20 protein-coding genes are annotated in these 17,337 nt (G+C 55.3%); 4 read left to right on the forward strand and 16 right to left on the reverse strand.

Going from position 1 to position 17,337, the window contains the following annotated elements:
* Positions 1-40 precede the first annotated feature (40 nt).
* The 14 genes from HY272_13700 to HY272_13765 form a co-directional block, all read right to left on the reverse strand.
* Positions 41-1,342 carry a regulator gene (locus tag HY272_13700; protein MBI3773737.1) on the reverse strand — a complete coding sequence of 434 codons (1,302 nt, stop codon included), beginning with the start codon at positions 1,340-1,342 and terminating at the stop codon, positions 41-43.
* The gene (locus tag HY272_13705; GenBank protein MBI3773738.1) at positions 1,267-2,412 is read right to left on the reverse strand and encodes a regulator; all 1,146 of its coding nucleotides are present in this window, start codon (positions 2,410-2,412) and stop codon (positions 1,267-1,269) included. The genes HY272_13700 and HY272_13705 overlap by 76 nt, the downstream gene beginning before the upstream one ends.
* A 9-nt stretch (positions 2,413-2,421) precedes the next feature.
* Entirely contained in the window at positions 2,422-2,742 is a 321-nt protein-coding gene (locus tag HY272_13710) for a cytochrome c (GenBank protein MBI3773739.1), read from the reverse strand.
* A gap of 59 nt (positions 2,743-2,801) precedes the next feature.
* Positions 2,802-3,362, reverse strand: coding sequence for a TlpA family protein disulfide reductase (locus HY272_13715; protein MBI3773740.1), 561 nt, complete (start codon positions 3,360-3,362; stop codon positions 2,802-2,804).
* A gap of 9 nt (positions 3,363-3,371) precedes the next feature.
* Positions 3,372-4,670: a c-type cytochrome biogenesis protein CcmI gene (gene ccmI, locus HY272_13720; GenBank protein ID MBI3773741.1), complete on the reverse strand. Its 1,299-nt coding sequence runs from the start codon at positions 4,668-4,670 to the stop codon at positions 3,372-3,374.
* The gene (locus HY272_13725) at positions 4,667-5,140 is read right to left on the reverse strand and encodes a cytochrome c-type biogenesis protein CcmH (GenBank protein MBI3773742.1); all 474 of its coding nucleotides are present in this window, start codon (positions 5,138-5,140) and stop codon (positions 4,667-4,669) included. Before HY272_13725 ends, ccmI begins: the two co-directional genes overlap by 4 nt.
* On the reverse strand, positions 5,137-5,661 hold the full coding sequence (locus HY272_13730; GenBank protein ID MBI3773743.1) for a DsbE family thiol:disulfide interchange protein: 525 nt from the start codon (positions 5,659-5,661) through the stop codon (positions 5,137-5,139). Before HY272_13730 ends, HY272_13725 begins: the two co-directional genes overlap by 4 nt.
* The gene (locus HY272_13735) at positions 5,661-7,691 is read right to left on the reverse strand and encodes a heme lyase CcmF/NrfE family subunit (GenBank protein ID MBI3773744.1); all 2,031 of its coding nucleotides are present in this window, start codon (positions 7,689-7,691) and stop codon (positions 5,661-5,663) included. Before HY272_13735 ends, HY272_13730 begins: the two co-directional genes overlap by 1 nt.
* A gap of 216 nt (positions 7,692-7,907) precedes the next feature.
* A complete protein-coding gene (ccmE, locus tag HY272_13740) occupies positions 7,908-8,351 on the reverse strand; it encodes a cytochrome c maturation protein CcmE (protein MBI3773745.1) in 444 nt (147 codons plus the stop codon).
* Complete coding sequence (ccmD, locus tag HY272_13745; GenBank protein ID MBI3773746.1) at positions 8,341-8,517, reverse strand: heme exporter protein CcmD; 177 nt, start codon at positions 8,515-8,517, stop codon at positions 8,341-8,343. Before ccmD ends, ccmE begins: the two co-directional genes overlap by 11 nt.
* The gene (locus HY272_13750) at positions 8,517-9,257 is read right to left on the reverse strand and encodes a heme ABC transporter permease (GenBank protein MBI3773747.1); all 741 of its coding nucleotides are present in this window, start codon (positions 9,255-9,257) and stop codon (positions 8,517-8,519) included. Before HY272_13750 ends, ccmD begins: the two co-directional genes overlap by 1 nt.
* Before the next feature lie 15 nt (positions 9,258-9,272).
* Entirely contained in the window at positions 9,273-9,941 is a 669-nt protein-coding gene (gene ccmB / locus HY272_13755; GenBank protein MBI3773748.1) for a heme exporter protein CcmB, read from the reverse strand.
* A 2-nt stretch (positions 9,942-9,943) separates the two neighbouring features.
* Positions 9,944-10,561 carry a cytochrome c biogenesis heme-transporting ATPase CcmA gene (gene ccmA / locus HY272_13760; GenBank protein MBI3773749.1) on the reverse strand — a complete coding sequence of 206 codons (618 nt, stop codon included), beginning with the start codon at positions 10,559-10,561 and terminating at the stop codon, positions 9,944-9,946.
* 267 nt (positions 10,562-10,828) lie between these two features.
* Positions 10,829-11,650, reverse strand: a complete 822-nt coding sequence (locus tag HY272_13765) for a formylglycine-generating enzyme family protein (GenBank protein ID MBI3773750.1) — start codon at positions 11,648-11,650, stop codon at positions 10,829-10,831.
* A 181-nt stretch (positions 11,651-11,831) separates the two neighbouring features.
* Between HY272_13765 and HY272_13770 the strand changes: the two genes are divergently transcribed.
* The gene (locus HY272_13770) at positions 11,832-12,575 is read left to right on the forward strand and encodes a hypothetical protein (GenBank protein MBI3773751.1); all 744 of its coding nucleotides are present in this window, start codon (positions 11,832-11,834) and stop codon (positions 12,573-12,575) included.
* 125 nt (positions 12,576-12,700) lie between these two features.
* Here the strand turns inward: HY272_13770 and HY272_13775 are convergent, their stop codons facing one another.
* Both HY272_13775 and HY272_13780 read right to left on the reverse strand, forming a co-directional pair.
* Positions 12,701-13,231: a transposase gene (locus HY272_13775; GenBank protein MBI3773752.1), complete on the reverse strand. Its 531-nt coding sequence runs from the start codon at positions 13,229-13,231 to the stop codon at positions 12,701-12,703.
* Between the two features lie 101 nt (positions 13,232-13,332).
* Complete coding sequence (locus tag HY272_13780; GenBank protein ID MBI3773753.1) at positions 13,333-14,496, reverse strand: hypothetical protein; 1,164 nt, start codon at positions 14,494-14,496, stop codon at positions 13,333-13,335.
* Positions 14,497-14,667: 171 nt separating this feature from the next.
* On the opposite strand from HY272_13780, the gene HY272_13785 reads away from it, so the two are divergent.
* The 3 genes from HY272_13785 (at position 14,668) to HY272_13795 (ending at position 17,324) form a co-directional block, all read left to right on the forward strand.
* Entirely contained in the window at positions 14,668-15,216 is a 549-nt protein-coding gene (locus HY272_13785) for a hypothetical protein (GenBank protein MBI3773754.1), read from the forward strand.
* Positions 15,217-15,420: 204 nt separating this feature from the next.
* Complete coding sequence (locus HY272_13790) at positions 15,421-16,416, forward strand: AAA family ATPase (GenBank protein MBI3773755.1); 996 nt, start codon at positions 15,421-15,423, stop codon at positions 16,414-16,416.
* On the forward strand, positions 16,416-17,324 hold the full coding sequence (locus tag HY272_13795; GenBank protein MBI3773756.1) for a DUF58 domain-containing protein: 909 nt from the start codon (positions 16,416-16,418) through the stop codon (positions 17,322-17,324). Before HY272_13790 ends, HY272_13795 begins: the two co-directional genes overlap by 1 nt.
* The last annotated feature ends 13 nt before the right edge of the window (positions 17,325-17,337 follow it).

Consider the following 17,337-nt stretch of genomic DNA (forward strand, 5'->3'; position numbering starts at 1 on the left):
GCGTACTGCGCTGTATCGTTACTGCGCAAACAAACCACCTTTACTTGACCCAGCCATTTTCGATATGGGCAACGCCGCCAAAACTGCCGACCCACACACTGCCATCCGGGGCATTCGCCATCGAGAAGACGTTATCTGCAAACAAACCATCGGCCACGGTCTTGACTTCAAAGGTCTTACCATCCACCTTCAACCGTGCCATTCCTTGATTGGTGCCCGCCCACAATTGGCCTTTCGCATCTTGAGATAGCATAAAAATATGGTTCGCGGGCAAGCCATCAGCCGTGGTGTAGTTGCGCCAGTTTTTACCGTCAAAACGGGCCAAGCCACCGCCCCAGGTTCCACACCAGACCGTGCCATCCGCCTGCACCACCATTGAGATCACGTAATTCGGGTTATAGGCGACGTTAACGTTATGCAAACCTTGCTCATCTTTTTGCCGCGCATGATGCATGGATGCTTTACCAGGATCACTCTTGAATTGTATGGCGTCCTTAACCAACTCAAGATCCGCGCCCAAACCATCCTTGTGCTGCCAGTTTTGCCACTGACCCTCTTTATAACGCGCCAGGCCATTCTCGGTGGCAAACCAGATTTCGCCATTTTGCCCTTCTTCCACGCCATAGACCCAAGGATTGGGCAGCCCGCCCTTCGTGTTCTCCATGGTGAAGGTTTCCCACGCTGTGGGATTGGAGAAATTCCCGCCCTTAACACGATTCGCGCCGGACCAGGTGGCGATCCAGACATCGCCTTTTTTGGTGACGATCAAGTCGTACACGAACTGATCCGCCAGTCCTTGCGGAATATTGATATTTTCCCAGCTATCTTTGCTTGGATCATACAGCGACAAACCACCACCATAAGTACCGACAGCAATGCGACCAAACACTTTGCTGATATGAAATATTCCGTTGGAGAGTAAACCCGAATTCTGGTTATTGAACATCTTGTAGTCGTCGGCCTCGGTGTCATAACGCACGACGCCGCCAGAGGTGCCAATCCAGATATATTTGCCATCGGCAAACATACTCTTCACATTGCGATTACCGACGCGAAAGTGGCTGAACCGCACATCGTTGCTCGTTGCCGCAACATTCATCATCTGGTCTGCCGCAGCCGGATGCGGCGCAGATGCGGGTGCTGCAACCGCGGTCGTTGCCGACTCAGTTGCCGAAACTGCATTGCTACTGCTACGCCCAAAATAATAGGCGGCACCGATCACACCCCCCGCCACCACTACCGCACCCAATAGTTTCAGATTCAACTTCACGGTTTCTTTCCTGCCTCTGGTGTTGCTGTTTTTAGTCCCAAACGCGTTACGCCACCGCGTGTGCCAAGCCATACTTCGCCGCCGGGGATTGCCGCTACCGCATAGACGTGATCACTCAACACGCCATCGCTACGCCCGTAGTTTTGCCAGGCTTCGCCGTCGAAACGGCTGACGCCATGATCGGTACCCAACCACAAGGCACCATCTTCCGCCTCAGCGATGCTGTACACCACATTGCCGGCGAGACCATTGCGCGTGTTGTAATTCGTCCACTTCGCACCATCGAACCGACCAACACCGCCACCCCAGGTGCCTGCCCAGATCTGATTTTTGCGATCGACATGAATGGCAAATACGTAATTGGGATTGTAGGTAGGCTCGCCTTGCGTCAGCAGACTCAAATCGTGACGTGAGCGCGTCCCGAGACCGGTATTGAAACTGATCGGCAGATTGTCTTCGTTGGGCGCACCCAGACCTTCTTTATGCGTCCAGGATTGCCACTGCTGACCATTAAACATCGAGACACCGCCTTCGGTGCCGAACCAGACACGATCCTGTTGATCAACGTCTATCCCATAGACCCATTCGTTAACGAGTTCTTTGACATAGGTATCGAGCTTGGCATCGTCACTCTGCCAGCGATTGACACCGGCCCAGGTGCCGATCCACACCGGCCCGGATTTTTGCTGGGCAAAACTATAGACCCAGTAATCGGCGAGGCCGTGCATCGGGAAATAGACTTTCCATTTGTCATCGCGATAACGCGACACGCCACCGCCATTGGTGCCAAACCACTTGTTACCATCACGGTCGACATAAGTCGCGAACACATATTCGTTGGCCAGGCCATCGGCGCGGGTAAAGGTATGGCGTAACTCTTGCGTCGCCAGATTTACTTCATGTACACCGGCGGACGTTCCCACCCACAGACTGTTTGCACTCGGATCCAGCGCCATGGAACGCACATAAATCTCCGGACCGACCTCAAAGGCATCAATCACCTTCCACGCCTTTTCCGCCATCACAGGCTTCACTGCCGCTTGTTTTGCGATTGGCCCAACCTTTTCCGCTCCCGTGGATGCGGAGTCAGAACAACCTGCCGCCAGCAGCACAGCGGTTAACATCAAACTTCGTTTCAGCATGCGGTTTAATTAATTGAAGGTTCGAATATGGGCGATGACATCAAGGATTTCCTGGGTCGTCAGCAAGCCGCGAAACGCAGGCATCACCCCGCCGCCGGTTTCAATTTTTTTCACCAGATCGGCATCTGGCTGCATCAGCACTCGGCTGCGCTGAAAATCCGGGATACCGGGCATTTGTGCATGGCCGTTATTGCCGTGACAACCCGCGCATTGCTGGTTGTAGAGTTTGGCACCATTGAGTGCATCGGCGGCCGTAGCATTACCTGCCGCCAGTAGCGCGCCGCTTCCAATCACTATTGCGGCCAGCTGCCGCAGAGCCCATGAATTCATAACAATCCTCTCGTGAACAACGGGTAACACTACCCTACAGCAGGAATCTTACCACCCGCTTATGGGGCTGTCGCCCTGCGTAAGGCTGTGTAATCACCGCGAAAGGCCCGCTCCAGCCGCTGCCGCACCTCGGGCTGCTGCCATTCACGCGGCCCGGGCACACGCTCGATAAAGGTGCCGTCTGGGGCAATTAAAAGGGTGTAGGGGAAAACCTGCACCCCGAGCACATCAGTGGCCAGCGCCCGGCCAGGATCGACATAATTGGGAAAGCGCACCCCTTTGTCGTTCAAATACTCACGCACCAGGTGGGGGTCATCATCTTCGGCCAAGCCAAGCACGGCAAACCGCTCTGGATCCAAGGACTCACTCAAAGCTTGCAGATTAGGCAATTCACGACGGCAAGGCTCACACCAGGTCGCCCAGATATTGAGGACCACTAGCTTGCCGCGATAATCCACGAGGGAGGCGGCGCTCCCATCGAGCGAGGTTAACTTGAGCGCCGGCAATGGCCGGTCATAGCTCAGACGATCCGTCAGCGGCGGCGGGGCCGAGTCGCACGCCACCAACATCAGCAGCAGGCCCACAGCACCTAAACGGCTGGACTGTGAGCCGGGCATCATGCCGATTCTCTAGGGCACCACGCTGTCGATGGCAATCGCCAGATCGGTGCTACCGACCTTGACTGGACTTTTCTGTCCCAGCAAGTCACCGGACTGTGGCATGGCATTACCCGACTTGGAAATACGCGCACCGACGACCACTTCCGAGAATTTGGCCAAACTCATGTTCGGCATCATCGCCATCGATTCATCGAGCGTGAATTTGAGCGGCAGATCTTTCACCTGCGCGCGCACGACCGCCAGTGGCATCGGCGGCCCGCTCACGGCACGGGCAAAGACGAACAGGGTATCGGTAGGTGCCGCCTTGGCCAACAATTCCCGATTCAAGCTCACCGTGCCGCTAACTTTAGCGGTACCCATTGCCACAGGCGCCGCCTTGGCCAATTGCTCCGCTGCTGCTGAAGCCGTGCTCGGTTTAGGCTTACCAAATTCACCCTTTGCCTGCCGCTGCTGATAACTGCGCGCTTCATCAATGTTCGCCTGCATGGCATTGGCGTCTTGCGAGTTCGGCGGCAACATTTTTTGCAAATGCTCCCAATACACCATCGCCGCACCAAAATCACCGCGTTCGAACATCGCCGTGCCCATCAACCACAATGCCTTTTGGTTATTGGGATCGAGCTTCAGCGATTTCTCTAACCACTGCATCGGCTCGCCTTCCAGACTCTCGCCAGCCGCCATCGCAATGGCATCGGCATAATCCGCCAGCAATTGCGGATCCTCGCCCGCCAGCTGGATTGCCTTTTTGTAGGCATCCACGGCTTCAGGATAACGATTCAATACGCTGTATGAACGCCCCAGCATGACCCAACCTTCAACATTGGAAGGGTCTTTTTGTAACTTGTCCGCCAATTTGCCAACCATCATCTCGACCTGAGCCGCCATGTTGGCTTTATCACCATGCGGCGACGCGGCGGCCATACTCGCCTTTTCCGGCTGCAGGGCTTCGAGATTACCCAATTTAAGATACAGTCCCACGGCCACAACGGGCACAACCAAACCGGCGACAACCGCAGTGACTGCAGAAAGCCGACGACTTTCACTGGCAGTACCCATTTCAACACCGGAGGTGTCTTCCAGCAACCGGCGATCGATCTCTTGTCGGCTTTTATCGAATTGTTCCTGATCGACATCGCCGCTCTTAAGATCGGCTTCCAACTCCGCCAATTGATTGCGATAGATCGAGATATTGACCTCGCTGCGCGCCAGGCGCGCGGCCTCGGCACGCCGCCGCAGCAACAACGGCAAAATCACGAACAACAGCGCAGCGATCGTCAGACCGCCAATCACAAACCAAAACAATGTCATGCCTTACCGTCCTCAGATTGATCCTGCAACAACGTTTCGGCACGGCGTCTATCCGCATCGGAAAGCGGCGCTTCAACAATTTGTTTCTTGCGGCGCAGAATATTCCAGTACAAAACGCCAACACCTAGTCCCAACAGTAAAAAGGGTCCAAACCAGAGCAACACGGTGGTCGATTTAAAAGGCGGACGATAACGCACATAATCGCCATAACGTTCGACCATGAAATCGACCACTTCACGATCGCTCTTGCCGGATTCCATCATTTCCTTGATCTGCTGCCGCATATCGCGCGCAAAATCGGAATTCGAATCCGACAATGACTGCCCCTGACACACCAGGCAACGCAACTCGCCCGCCACCGACATCACGCGCGCATGCAATTGCGGATCCCCGCCCGTGAATTCAGCCTCTTTGGCACTCGCCCACAGCGGGAGCGATGCCAGCACCGCGATCATGATTACCCGTTTCATCCGTTCAACTTCCTTACCAACGGCAGAATTTCGTTCTGCACGACTTCCGGCGTTACCGGCCCCGTGATCTTGTGGCGAATCACACCTTGCTTATCGATGATGTAACTTTCGGGCACACCATAGACACCATAATCCACGCCCACACGACCCTCGTTATCCCAGGCGATGATGGTGTAAGGATTACCAAAATCACTTAGCCATTGAACGCCATCTTCACGTTTATCCTTGTAATCAAGACCAATGATCGGCAACTCGCCGCTGCGCGCCAACTGCATCAGCACCGGGTGTTCCTGGCGACAGGACACACACCACGAGGCCCAGACGTTGAGCATCCACACCTTACCCAGCATTTGATCGCGGGCGATGCGTTGTTCAGACTGGTGCAATTGCGTCAAATCAAACTGCGGTGCCGGCTTACCAATCAACGGCGAAGGCACTTCACGTGGATCGAGGCTCAGTCCCACATAGAGAAACACCGACAGCGCCACAAAAATCACCAAAGGAATAAGATAACGCCCCATTACGCCTGCTCCGCCGCTGGTTTTGTCGTCGCTGCAATTACCACCGTTTGCTCTTTTGATGCGGCGGCCTTGCGCGCCAGCACGCGATAACGGCGATCCGAAATCGCAAACAGCCCGCCCAACGCCATCAGGATCGCGCCACCCCAGATCCAGACAACAAAGGGTTTGTAATATACACGCACCACCCAGGCACCGTTATCCACCGGCTCACCCAGCGAAACATAGAGGTCGCGCCAAAGATTGGTCTTGATTGCCGCCTCGGTCATGGGCATGGTTTGCACGGTATAAATGCGTTTTTCGGGGTGCATGGTGTCAATCTCCACCTCACCTTTCAACACGCGCATCAAACCGCGACTGGCCGTGTAATTCGGCCCCGATGTCTCGATCACACCATCAAAACGGAAGGTATAACCGCCGACAGTCACCGTATCGCCGATCGCCATTTTCACATCTTTCTCGGTCTGATATTGCGTGACCAAGGTGACGCCAATGATCGTCACTGCGACACCCATATGCGCGAGATGCATGCCGATGAAACTGCCGGGCATCGCTTTGATCGCCATCGCCGGCGTTTCATCGGGACGCCGCGCCTTGATGCGCTGCGAGATACCATAAATCGAGGCCGTGATAATCCACGCCGCCATCAGCAATCCCAACGCGGCAAAGGGTGACCATTGACCAAAGGCATACGGCAGGACCAGTGCAATCACGGCGCTGGTGGCAAACGCCCAGCGCAATTGGCGTGCCACCGCCGGCATATCGGCCTTTTTCCAGCGTGCCAGCGGTCCAATCCCCACCAAAAACACCAGCGGCACCATCAACGGTACGAACACGGCATTGAAATACGGCGCGCCCACCGAGACCTTACTGGTCGGTGCCAACCAGCCAAATGACGCCAGACCTTCGATAATGATGGGATACACCGTCCCCAACAATACCGCGGCCGCAGCCACGGTCAGGATCACGTTATTAACCAGCAGCATCGTTTCCTTGGAAACCGGCTCGAACTTACCGCCCAATCCAACCTTGGGCGCGCGCCAGGCGTAGAGCAGCAACGAACCGACAACCACCACAAACAGGAAGCCAAGAATGAACGTACCACGCGTCGGATCGGTCGCGAAGGCATGCACGGACGTAATGACGCCGGAACGCACCAGGAAGGTGCCAAGCAGACTCAGCGAGAAGGCGATGATCGCCAGCAATACCGTCCAACTCTTGAAGCCGCCGCGTTTTTCGGTCACCGCCAACGAATGTATCAACGCCGTACCGACCAGCCACGGCATGAACGAGGCGTTTTCGACCGGGTCCCAAAACCACCAACCGCCCCAGCCCAATTCGTAATATGCCCACCAGGAACCGAGTGCGATACCACAGCTCAAAAACATCCAGGCCACAATCGTCCACGGCCGCGACCAGCGCGCCCAGGCGGCATCCAGCTTACCGCTCAACAACGCGGCGATGGCAAAGGCAAAGGCCACGGAAAAGCCAACGTAACCCATGTACAGCATCGGCGGATGGATGATCAAACCCGGATCCTGCAGCAAGGGATTTAAATCGCGGCCATCGGGCGCCGCGGGTAACAAGCGTTCAAACGGATTCGAGGTCAGCAACATGAACAGCAGGAAACCAACGCTGATCAAGCCCATCACACCGAGGACGCGCGCCACCATTTCTTCCGTCAAATGACGACTGAAGACTGTGACGGCCACCGTCCAGATACCCAGCATTGTCACCCATAACAACAGGGAACCTTCATGGCCGCCCCACACGCCAGCGATGCGATACATCAACGGCAATTGTGAATTCGAATGCGAGGCAACATACAACACGGAAAAATCGTTATTGATAAAGGCGTAAGTCAAACAACCGAATGCGACTACAAGAAAAACAAACTGTCCCTGTGCCACTGGCCGTGCCAGCACCATCCATGCATCATAATTACGCCAAGCACCGATTAACGGCAGCGTACCTTGAATCAGCGCCAGACAAAGGGCAATGATCAGCGCAAAATGGCCAATTTCTGGAATCATTCAATCGTTCTCCCAAAATATTCCGCATTTATCACCACAGAGTGATCATTAACAGCTGTTGATCCCTTCCCCCTTTCAGGGGGAAGGTTGGGATGGGGATAAACAGTTTGAGAACGCATTGCTGTCTACCCCCACCCTAACCCTCCCCCTGCGGGAGGGAATTTAGGTTAATCGTTCAAAATCTCTGTGTCTCTGTGGTGAACCGTTATTACATTATTATTCTTTCAGTGAATTGGCGATTTTCGCCTGATCGAGCGCCTTGGCAACTTCGGGCGGCATATAGGTTTCATCGTGTTTGGCGAGGACTTCCTCAGCCTTGAACACTCCGTCCGGCCCCAGTTTACCCTGCGCCACCACGCCCTGACCTTCCTTGAACAAATCTGGCAGGATGCCGACATAGGCCACCTTCACTGTCTGCGCATTGTCGGTCACATCAAACTGCACCGTGATTCCATCTGCTGCACGCTGGACTGTCCCCTGCTTCACCAAACCACCGAGACGGAAGGTGCGATCCTTGGGGGCTTCGTGCGCAGCCACCTGGCTGGGACTGAAAAAGAGATTGATATTGCTCTGTAAGGCATTGAGCACCAAGGCAGCAATTGCACCCACTCCCACTAAACCGATAAGGATAATCGCGCCACGTTTATATCTAGGCTTCATTATTACTTTCTCCTGCATTCATCCGCATCATACGACCCAGGCGCTGGCGTAAAGTTCGATGCTGGCGGCGCACCATGACGATTTCGGCGATCATCAGTACCAGCGTCACGCCAAACGAACCCCAGATATAGAAGGCATAACCGCCCATGGCAAAGAAGTCGGCCATTATTGCTTTCCTCCCACCAGCTCCGCCACCCAGTCGCTACGCTGTTCACGTTCGAGGATGATGCGGCGCACGCGGCTCAACGCCACGGCAATGGTATAAAACCAGCAGGCAAAGGCCATTACCAGCAAGGTAATCAACATGACCGACGTCATCGATGATTCTGAACTCATCTTGATGCTGGCGCCTTGATGCAAGGTATTCCACCATTTTACTGAGTAATAAATGATCGGGACATTAATCACGCCAACCAGCGCCAGCAAGCCACAGGCACGCGCGGCGCGGCGCGGATCGTCAATCGCTGCTTCCAGCGCCATGAAACCGATATAAAGAAACAGCAGGATTAACTCGGAGGTCAGACGTGCATCCCACACCCACCAGGCGCCCCACATCGGCTTGCCCCAGAAGGCACCGGTCCAGAGGGCGACGAAGGTAAACATGGCACCGGTCGGCGCCAGGGCACTGGCCATCATCGACGACAGACGTGTATTCCAGATCATGCCGGCCGCGGCCCAACCCGCCATCACCACATAAATGAACATCGACATCCACGCTGCGGGAACGTGAATGAACATGATGCGATAACCTTCACCTTGTTTGTAATCGGTGGGCGCAACAAAGAAACTCAAATACAAACCGACCACAAACAACAACGCCGCCGCGACACCAAACCACGGCGCAATGCGCCCAGCGAGGGGATAAAAACTGGCGGGCGAAGCATACTTGAACCAATTAATCGCCATTGTGAACTCTACTACTTACTCCATTGAAATCCGTAATGCGGCCGCCGCTGCCCACGGTGCCAATATCGCCGCTGCAACCAACATGGCCGCCAGCAACGACAATTGTCCTTCCGCTCCCAGACCGGAGACGGTGGCATCGACTGCACCCGCGCCAAAAATCAGCACCGGGATATACAGTGGCAACACCAGCAGCGATATCAACACACCGCCGCCGCGCAGCCCCAGCGTTAACGCCGCGCCGATCGCGCCGATCAAACTCAATACTGGCGTGCCGAGCAACAAACTCACCACCAGCATCAGCAGCGCATCGCCCTCAAGGCCGTACTGCAAACCCAGCAGCGGTGCCATCAACACCAGCGGCACACCTGACACCAGCCAGTGCGCAATCACCTTACCCAGCACCAGCACCGGCAACGGTTGCGGCGTGAGCAGAATCTGTTCCAGCGTGCCGTCGGCAAAGTCGTCGGCGAACAAACGCGCCAATGACAACATCGAAGCCAGCAACGCAGCCACCCACAACACACCGGCGGCCATCGCCTTCAGCAGCGCCGCTTCCGGCCCCACGCCTAGTGGGAACAGACTGACCACGATCACGAAAAAGAACAGCGTGGTCAACACATCCGCCCGGTGCCGTAGCGCCAAGGTTAAATCTCTTACAATGATGCAGCGCAGCGCGGCAAACATAATCAGGAATTCAGATGCAGATGCTGCACACTGCCGACGGAGAGCGTGACCTCCTGGTGCGTGGTCAACATCACCATCCCACTCTTGGCCACATGTTCGGCGATAATTTCCTGCAACAAATTCACCGCCGTCACATCCAGCGCGACAAAGGGCTCATCCAGAATCCACAACTTCGCCGGTTGCAACAGCAGGCGGGCCAAGGCCACGCGCCGCTTTTGTCCCTGCGACAACACCTTCACCGGCAGATCGACACAACGCGCCAACCCCATCCGTTTCAACGCTGCTTCTACTGCCGCCTCAGTGACTTCAAAGCCACTCAAACCGCCAAAAATCTTTAAGTTCTCATAGCCCGTAAGCTCGTACTTCAATCCGGGCAAATGCCCCAGATACAGCAGCTCGCGGTGAAACTCCTCGCCTAACTTGCGTATCTCCTGGCCGTTCCATTCGATGCGGCCATGCTCGGGCAACACCAGTCCGGCAATCGTCCGCAGCAAGGTGGTCTTGCCGCTACCGTTGGGGCCATGGATATGCAGCACGCTACCTGATGCCAAGCCAAACGACAGCCCGGAAAACAACCGGCGGTCGCCGCGCACACACTCCAGATCGCTAATGCCCAGCATCCAGTGCCTTATCCCCGTCCAAAAGAGCGACGATTATACATAAACATGCAGGGGACGACTGCCCCCTACTAGGCCACCACCCCACCCCTTCGGGGCACCCCTCCTCCTGCAGGAGGAGGGGAGAATTTGATATCCCCTCCCATGGGTGGACGCGAGTGCATGGATGCACGAGGTAGGGCAATGCATGGAGCAGTTGCCGAGGGTGGTTGAAAACTGTGACACGCACTCCAGGCTCTCCTTGGAAATGAATTGTACAAGCGGCCCCGCCTACGGCCCCATCACCACCCGCAGACCGTTGCTGATGTCGCCAAAGTTCGGGACATAAGCACCCCGCTGCGCCGACCCCAGCCGCTCGGACTGATTATTCCAGGCCCCGCCGCGTACCGTGCGCTGACTACAATCGCCACCACCCCAGACCCGCGAGTCCGCTGGGGCGCCGTTATAATCCGGGTGCCAGCACTCCTGCACCCATTCCCAGACGTTGCCGTAGATGTCATACAATCCCCAGGGATTAGGTGCCAGACTGCCAATCGGCCGCGTCCCGGCATTACTCTCCGCCCCAAACCAGGCATAACTCCGCAGCTCGTCCGGATCATCACCGAAGAAAAAGCGACTGTGACTCCCGGCACGAGCGGCGTACTCCCATTCTGCCTCTGACGGCAGGCGATACTTATTGGTTCCCTCGATCAGGTTAAGTTTTTCAAGGAAACTCTGAGCCTCAAGCCAAGTGACCTGATCCACCGGACGCCGTGCGTCCGGGAATTGACTGGGGTTATAACCCATCACCGCCTGCCATTGGGCCTGAGTCACCTCATGGGCCGCGATATAAAACGGCGCCACCATCACATCATGGCGCGGCGACTGATCGGGGCTGTCGCCCCCCATCGTGAATCGGCCACCCGGCACCAGCACCAGGTGCATGCCTAGGCTGTTGGTGAGGGTGGTGAGTTTGGCCTCTTCAGTGTGAGTGGTTTCGCCACCGCCCCAATGAGCAAGGAAGGCCAACAGTCCGGCCACCACCAGCACCCCGGCGGCGGGCGTCAGCAAGGCCCAACTGCTGCGGGGCGGATTTTGGATGGATTCGTTCATCGGAACACCTATGCCTGACCAAAGTGGGCAATCATACGTAAAATTGGGTGGGGAGGGGAAATGCTTAAAAGATATAGGATTTACACGTGCGAGATTCGCGCCTATTCGCGCTAAAGATATCTTGCTCCCACAAAACAACTATGGTAGAAATTACAATCATTTAATTAGGTAGCGTATTACAATGCAAACTCGCGCACAGTTCATTTGCTTGGCCGTGATCACCATTTTCACCCTTGGATGTACCGCACAGCCCACTCTTCAAATACCATTATCAAGTGGCTCTGCTAGCTCAATTAAATCATCATCAGTCATACTAATTACTAATAACCAAATCACGACCAATATCGACCGCTCTAATGTCGCGTCACTCATGGGCGGTGGTCTACTATTCTCTCTTGTCGACATATCCAGGGATGGAATCAGACAAGCAAGCGCAAACAACTTAACAAACAGCCTGCTATCACAATGGATACAATATGACTTAAAAACTCATTTAGCCACCGCATTACAGCCCATGTTAGATTCCACCTCGTGGCTTAATGTGAAAAATATTAAGCGCCTATCCCCCAACGAAGCAGTCTCTTCCGAGACCGCCTGTAACAACATCAACACAGATGCATGTGTACTGATAGGAACCATCTCATACTTTGACGAACCGCTAAACTCGATTACTTTAAAATCGGAAATCAACGTCTTTATTAAAGACTCACGCGCACAATTTATAAAAGATCCTGCATATAAAAACACAGTGCTCTCAGTTTATCTATTACCAGGAAACACCACATCGAAAGACCAAGCTATTTCGACCTGGAGCGCCAATAACGCGCACCACCTAAGAGAGGCTTTCGACCAGGGCATTGCTGAAACCACTCGGCGCCTAGCTAAAGGCATATCGGATCCATATCGCAAAGGTTGGGTAAATTAACCTATAACTTACGGCCGCTCCCGCACCGCAAACGACAACGCTTCGCCCGCAAAATCATCCAGCAAGCGTAGCCTGGGTTGAGCGCGTTTTGCGAAACCCGGGGCAGTCGTGAAACTTCCATCGAATCATTCGCCAAATCTTCCCTCTGCACAAACATCATCACCAGCCCAATTCATCGGATAAATGCCTTGCCGTACACATCGGTGAAACGAGGAATACGGCCAATCTGCGACGCGGGTCACATATCCGTGTTTGACGGGATTGTAATGAATATAATCCATATGCCGTTCCACGTCGCCTTCATCGCGTAAGGTATGTTCCCAATACCGCCGTTGCCAGATACCGCGTTCACCTTTGTTGATGCGTCCGGGGGAGCGGCCTTCGTCCACCGGTATCCGCCGCGAGAACCGCGATTTAATTTCACGCCAGCGTAACGCATAATCCGCATCGCCGGGCGGCAGGGTCCAGATGCAGTGTAGATGATCGGGCAGGATCACTATAGCGTCTATTTCAAAAGGGCGCTCTGCGCGCACCGAGCCTATGGCCTCACGCAAATCGGCAACGTGTTCGATCAATAACCTTGAAGCGCGATCAAGCAACGTAACAGTAAAAAAATAACTCGCGCCGGGGATCACATTGCGGCGATAGCTAACCATTTGGCGATTAATCCACTTTTCTTACTGAAGGAGTATTCTCCAACTTTAACCTTTTTCCCCGGGTTTCGCGCACAGCGCTCAACCCAGGCTACACATATACATCACGGCCTCTCCCGCACCGCAAACGACAACGCCTCGCCGGCAAAATCGTCGAGACAAAACACCGAATGCCAGCAGCAATGCTCGATATCCTGTTGCGGCAGGAGGATGACATCACCGGGTTGCAGGATGTAGGCGTAACCGGCTTCCACCAGTTGCCGTGAAAATTCCGGTACGCGGTTGAGCAGGGCTTCGAGGGGATCGTTTTTGGGATCATCCAGATAGGCGGCCATGCTGGCCGGGTTCGCCGCCTTGGTCAACAAGGTTTTCAAATCGCTAGGCTTGATCCCGGCGGCGGCCGTTAGGGGACGGATATCAGGGCGCGCCAGGAAACGCTGAATCTCTGCCACTAGCGTCTGTTTGGGCAGGGCGAACCAGCCGGTGCGGCCATAGGCCTGGGCGAAGATCACGCCGAGATGGCCGCGTTCGACATCCTGATGAAACTGGGCGCCGCCATTGGGGGCGTTGAAGTAAACAATGCGTTCGACATAGGCCGGGGCCTTGATGGCGAGCGTTTCGCAGAGCGTGCGTTCGATCTCAGTATCACCGCTGATAATGATGGATTCAGGAAAGATCGCCTCGGTCAGTTGTGCCGCAAATTGCTGGCGCAGATAATCCGCCGCCACGTCTTCATATCCCACCATGCCGAAGGAAAAACGGAAACGCAGCGAGGCATCCTCTTCGTCAAAGGAAAGCCAGGAGAGCTTGACCCACAGGTTCTCGGCAACAATCTCGCCGTTGTCGAGACCGTCAAACTCCAGGGTCTCGATCTCTTGGGGATCACCTTCATCACACGTGGCCGCCAACAAATCAAAGCTCCGTTCCAGGCGCGCGGCATAGGGTGCTTCGGCGATCAGATCGGCGGCGTCCTCACCCTCCAGCAACCGTTGCATCAGCGTCTGAGCCGCAGAAATCTGATCGGTATGTGCCTCCAATCCGGCCGCCACCAGCGTGGGCAGGAACACGCCGGCGCCGGCCTGCCACATGGCACGTGCTGTTAACGACGCAGGCTGACCCGGCCCTTGGGCGATCCAGCCGACGCTATAGCCGCGCCGCCCCAACCACAGCGGTTCACCCAAGCCGCGCCGCTGCGCCTCGGCGGCGGCCTCTTCTTGAGACCAATGGGTTGGGCCTAGATACACGGCGTTACTGGTTTGCGGGGTCATGCGATTACACCTTATTTCCTTACTCGAAAGGCGGCCACTGTGCCGCAATTCTACCGTTGATTCAAGCATTGCCTGGGCTTGAAAACGGCTATAATTATCAGTCCAGGGAACCATTTCCCTGCGGACTCAGTCTTTAGGATTCTGACTACACAACAACAAGGAGCTTTCACAATGCATAACTTTCGTTCCTGGCGCCTGGCCCTGGCGGGCGCAACTCTGTTTAGCGGCGCTGCCCTGGCGCAACCCCCGGCTGATATGCCCATGCATGGCAGTATGATGGGATCTGGCATGGAGATGGGCGGCATGGGCCACGGCATGATGGGCGGTGGCTGGTCTGATAACAATGACCATTATGACCGCATGTTCAGCATGCACAATCTAAGCGCCCTCAACCTGACCGCCGACCAACGCAAAAAAATCGCTGATTTGCGCCGCGAACTGCGTAACAACACCTGGGACTTGCAACGCCAGGAAATCGACCAACGCGAACAGCTCGGCCTGCTCTACAGTGGTGATACCCTGGATGTAGCTGCAATCAAAACCGCCTACGAGAAATTATTCCAGGTCAAACTGAAACTGATCGAACACACCCTCAACTTCAAGCAATCCTTGGAAAAAGTCCTGACCAAAGAGCAAATGAAACAATTCCACCAGATGATGCATGGCATGATGGGTGGTTCGATGGACGGGATGATGGGAAGCCCGATGGATAAAGAGTAATTCCGCTCGTGGCGGCGGGGGAGAAACCCCGCCGCCACGCCCGTGTTACTATCACCTCATGCAACAATGTAGGGTGGGTTAGCCGCCTGCGGCGTAACCCACCAACCGTGCCGACAGGCACTCCTTAAAAGATTGGTTTGAGTCGCTTCGCGACAACCTGGTGGGTTACGCTACGCTAACCCACCCTACATTTAGAATGAAGACATGAACAGCATTCACCCGATTGAGCCTCAGGCCCACGACCAGATCAAAAAATTCGCCACACTGCGGCAGCATATTCAAACCATCATCGTCGGCCAGAATCCGCTGATCGAGCGTTTGCTGGTGGCGGTATTGGCCGATGGCCATATATTACTCGAAGGCTTACCTGGCCTGGCCAAAACCACGGCGGTGCATACGCTGGCCGATGGCATGGCACTCAGTTTTTGCCGCATTCAATTTACGCCGGATCTGATTCCCGGCGACATCACAGGCACCGATATTTTTCTCACTCGCGAAGGCGAATTCCGTTTCAGCGAAGGGCCGATTTTCAACGAGATCATCCTCGCCGACGAAATCAACCGCGCGCCGCCGAAGGTGCAATCCGCGCTGCTGGAGGCGATGCAGGAACGACAAGTCACGGTGGCTGGCGTGACACGCAAGTTGCCCGCGATTTTCCAGGTGATCGCCACTCAAAATCCATTGGAGCAGGAAGGCACATATCCGTTACCAGAGGCGCAACTTGATCGTTTTCTAATGAAGGTGAGACTCGATTATCCGAGCACCGACGCCGAACTGGAAATCATGCAGCGCGAAACGCAAAAACTGCGCGGTCAGCGGCCCCGTAGCGGTGGCGCTGTGATTACCACCGCCGATATTCTCGCTGCGCGTCATGTCGTTAATCACATTTTCATCGATGAGATGCTGGAGCGTTACATCGTCACGCTCGTCAGCGCAACGCGCAATCCCACCGCCTGGTGGCCAGAGGCAAGCGCATGGATAGGGCATGGTGCGTCGCCACGGGCCAGCTTGGCGCTGGCCCGTGGCGCGCGGGCGCTGGCGTTTTTGCGGCAACGCGATTTCGTCGAGCCGGCGGATATTCTCGACTTGGCTCATGACGTGCTCGGCCATCGCATCGGACTCAGCTTTGCGGCGCGCGCGGCAGGCATCGACAACACTCAATTCATCAGCGGACTGTTGCAACGCGTTCCAGTTCCATAATGTCTGCGCCGCTGCTTTCTGATACCGAATTCGAACACCTCGCCGCGCAAGCGCGGCAACTCGTTCATCAGCGGCAAACACGCGGCGCCGGCCATTTCGCCGGACCGCATATCACCACGCAACGCGGCCCCGGCCTTGAACTTCAGGATTTACGCGCGTATCAATACGGCGATGAAGTACGCCACATCGCCTGGCGTGCCAGCGCCCGCAGCCCACGGCCGCTGGTCAAAGTCTTTCACGCTGAACGCCGACTGCGCCGCTTGTTATGGCTGGACCAACATCCGGGCATGGCCTTTGCTACCCGCGGCGAATTGAAAGCCGCTCGCGCCTTGCGTGCGGCTGCGTTAATTGGTTTTTCTGCACTGCAACAACAAGCGGAAATCGGCGCCATTGTCAGCAATACGACCGATCACTTTTTTCCTTTCAGCGGCAAACTAAACCAGTGGCTGCGTCTGTTGGGTATTGCCAATCGTATTCCCCCTTCCCCCTGGAAGGGGGAAGGGGACTTAATAAAGGAGGCGAAACAACTACAAACTCAACTCCATCATCTTGACCGGCTTGCAACGCGCAACACCGAACTCCTATTGATCAGCGATTTTCAACACTGGGACGACTCGCTGCAAACAGCGATTGCGCCATTAGCAGACAAATGCAGAGTCACCGCCCTGCAAATTATTGATCGCGGCGAACTGGAATTACCCGCGGCTGGCAAGCTGCGACTGATATCACCTTACGATGGCCAAACCCATGTCATCGACAGCAGCAACCCACAACTGCGTCGTCGTTATCGCGAAGTGATGCAGCAACGACAAAATAACTTATCTTCCCTGTTAAAGCGCAGCGGCATACAACACTGCGTTCTCTATACTGATGATGATGCACTAACCACTATCAACGAACTGCTATGACCCTAAAAAATCA

The organism is Gammaproteobacteria bacterium (assembly GCA_016200485.1).
GTDB lineage: Bacteria > Pseudomonadota > Gammaproteobacteria > Tenderiales > Tenderiaceae > JACQEP01.